This is a genomic window from Mesotoga sp. HF07.pep.5.2.highcov, assembly GCF_003666285.1.
In the GTDB taxonomy this organism is placed as follows: Bacteria; Thermotogota; Thermotogae; order Petrotogales; family Kosmotogaceae; genus Mesotoga; species Mesotoga prima.
Genome location: NZ_JFHJ01000467.1, coordinates 1 through 2322 on the forward strand (window position 1 = coordinate 1; position 2322 = coordinate 2322).

The 2322-nt window shown below is 46.4% G+C and carries 2 protein-coding genes; one reads left to right on the forward strand and one right to left on the reverse strand.

The genetic code is table 11. The features are described 5' to 3' along the window. Positions 1-36 precede the first annotated feature (36 nt). The gene (locus BG32_RS09825) at positions 37-1218 is read right to left on the reverse strand and encodes a DUF401 family protein (RefSeq protein ID WP_014731890.1); all 1182 of its coding nucleotides are present in this window, start codon (positions 1216-1218) and stop codon (positions 37-39) included. 67 nt (positions 1219-1285) lie between these two features. Here BG32_RS09825 and BG32_RS09830 point away from each other — a divergent pair, with 67 nt between their 5' ends. After that, positions 1286-2221: a S9 family peptidase gene (locus BG32_RS09830; protein ID WP_006489459.1), complete on the forward strand. Its 936-nt coding sequence runs from the start codon at positions 1286-1288 to the stop codon at positions 2219-2221. Positions 2222-2322 lie beyond the last annotated feature (101 nt).

Genomic DNA, 2322 nt, shown 5'->3' on the forward strand with positions numbered 1-2322 from the left:
AACAGTATAGCCTTTTGGGTCTTCAGTTGTGTTAATTCAAGTTGACTTAAGTAGCACAAAGACGACAATGCCGGCCGCAACCGAGAGCAAAGTGACCACCGATATCCTCTTTATGATTCTCGGATACTCGACTTTAAAGTATTCGCTCGTCAAAACGAGACAGAGGTGGACCGGCGAAACCAGAACCCCAACAACTGCGAACGTGTAAGCGAGAATCGTTGTAGCAAGTGTACCATAACCGTTACCCATACTGAGAATTAACGGAAGACTGAGACCTACCCCGGCCTGAGTTACCCCCGTCATGAATCCCATTAGGAACGGAAGAAGAATTACCAGAGTCAGGGGCGGTATCGACCAGGCGATAAGCTCGCTGCCCATAGATTGCGGAACTTCTGCGATTTCAACAAGGTCTTTGTAAAAGAAGACAGTTAAAAGCAAGATAAACGTCTTGTATTTGAGAGCCGCTAATAGCACCTTTTTCTTGTTCTTATTGAGAAGCAAATAGACTAGCGATGTCCCGAGGACGGACAGCCAGCCCGGCTGATTAAGTATCACCAGTATGATTACTGCGATTATCGGCCAGGCGCTAATCAAAAGCTCTTTTAACGCCGAGCGACTGTATCTGATCTTGATCGGCTTTCGAATCATCAGTAAATATCCGGTAACCAAAGCGACAACCCCTATGGGCATTAGCCAAAGGACAAGCGTATTGAGTCTAATCCTGGATATGCCAGATGCAATAACCAGAGCAGGGTACAGAGGCCAGAAGAACTCCATTGCGTGCCTGAACCAGTAGTTGAAGACAAGGCCGTCTTCATTTGAAATAGTGGGGTCGGATTTTGCTAGATCTTTAACCATGGGCGCGGAGAACATTGCCCCGCCAGGCATCGGAAGGAGTCCGATTATCGCAGGCATCAACGCAATCGAGACTCTTGGCTCGGGGAAAAGACTTTCAACGGCTCTTACAAATCTTGAAGAATTGCCGCTCTTGTCCATCGTTTCACCCATCAAGTATATGGAGAAAACAGTGATGATTACCTTCCAGAATTCCCAGTCGCTCACCTCTTTGGCAAAAGCGTTGAAATAGTCTGCAGGTGGAATGAGAAGAACAATACCCAAAGATATCACTGAAAAGAGGAGTGACAAAGAGATGTCCTTAAAGAGTTTTAGAGATACAATCAAAACGACGATTGCAATTGCGACCGCTAAAGTATTCATCCGTTCCTCCCAGAAGGTACAGGTTAGCTTATCGAATTATTATATACTTTTATAGAGGTAGATGTAAATGGAAAAGGAGATTTTCGCAAAGCGTTATTCCGATCACCCAGAGATTATCGAGAGATTGGAAACAAGCAAAGGTTCTAAGATCTTCCTCAAGTCGAATTATCCAGGCGAATATCCGGAGAATGGCAGCATCCCTCTGTACCTTTACGAAGGGGGCAGAAAAGGGACGGTGCTGTTTTTTCATGGAAGGGGAGAGAAGAATCTAGATTATCTCAGGTGGTTCCCGGAGAACCTCGCGAAACACGGTTACTCCGGTGCCATGATGATACTTCCCTTTCATTTTGAAAGAACCCCCGCCGGCCACAAATCGGGGGAGTTGTTTCTGGATCCCAGGACGGATGTTCTAAGAGAAAGGTTTGAAAACGCCGTTGTGGATGGTTTGACTACTTTAAACTACCTCAAGTGGGAGTGCCCCCCACCCTACTTCCTCATGGGCTACAGCTTCGGGGGTTTTATCGCGGTCATTACCGCAGCGTTAGAACCTTCCATAAGTGGATTGTCGCTTGTTGTCACCGGAGGCAATTTCTATCACATTACCTGGAAAAGCTTTGTGACCGGAGTAATGAGGGTCAAGTACGAAGAAGACGGATCCTGTAATAGAGAGAAATGCCGTAAATTGCACGAAGTAGATTACAGAGAGTTCTTGAACTCACTACAGAAGCCTGAAATCGAAATCGGGAGTGCTCCGATCTCGTGCTTCGAATACGACCCCCTGACTTACGCAAAGTTTGTCAGGTGTCCCACTCTCTTAACTGGAGCTCTTTTCGATATTTTCATTCCTAGACCTTCTACGAGAGAACTCGCCGAAATGCTTCCAGATGCTACTCTTCGCTGGATGCCTTCCGGCCATCTTACCTCCATATTGTTCAAAAAGACGATATTGAAGGGTTCTATCGATTTCTTCGAAAGAAAATGTAAAGGGAAGAGTGTTCTCTAAAACGCGCGTATCCTCCGCGGTCGCGCACACGCGCGAGGATCTAGGATAGAGGTCAGTGGTCAGAGCAGAAAATTAGTTGCAAGATGCAGTGTGCCAAGAAG

Coding starts and splice junctions, on each gene's coding strand:
- BG32_RS09825 (WP_014731890.1), bottom strand. CDS start 1,218: ATGAATACTTTAGCGGTCGCAATTGCAATCGTCGTTTTGATTGTATCT.
- BG32_RS09830 (WP_006489459.1), top strand. CDS start 1,286: ATGGAAAAGGAGATTTTCGCAAAGCGTTATTCCGATCACCCAGAGATT.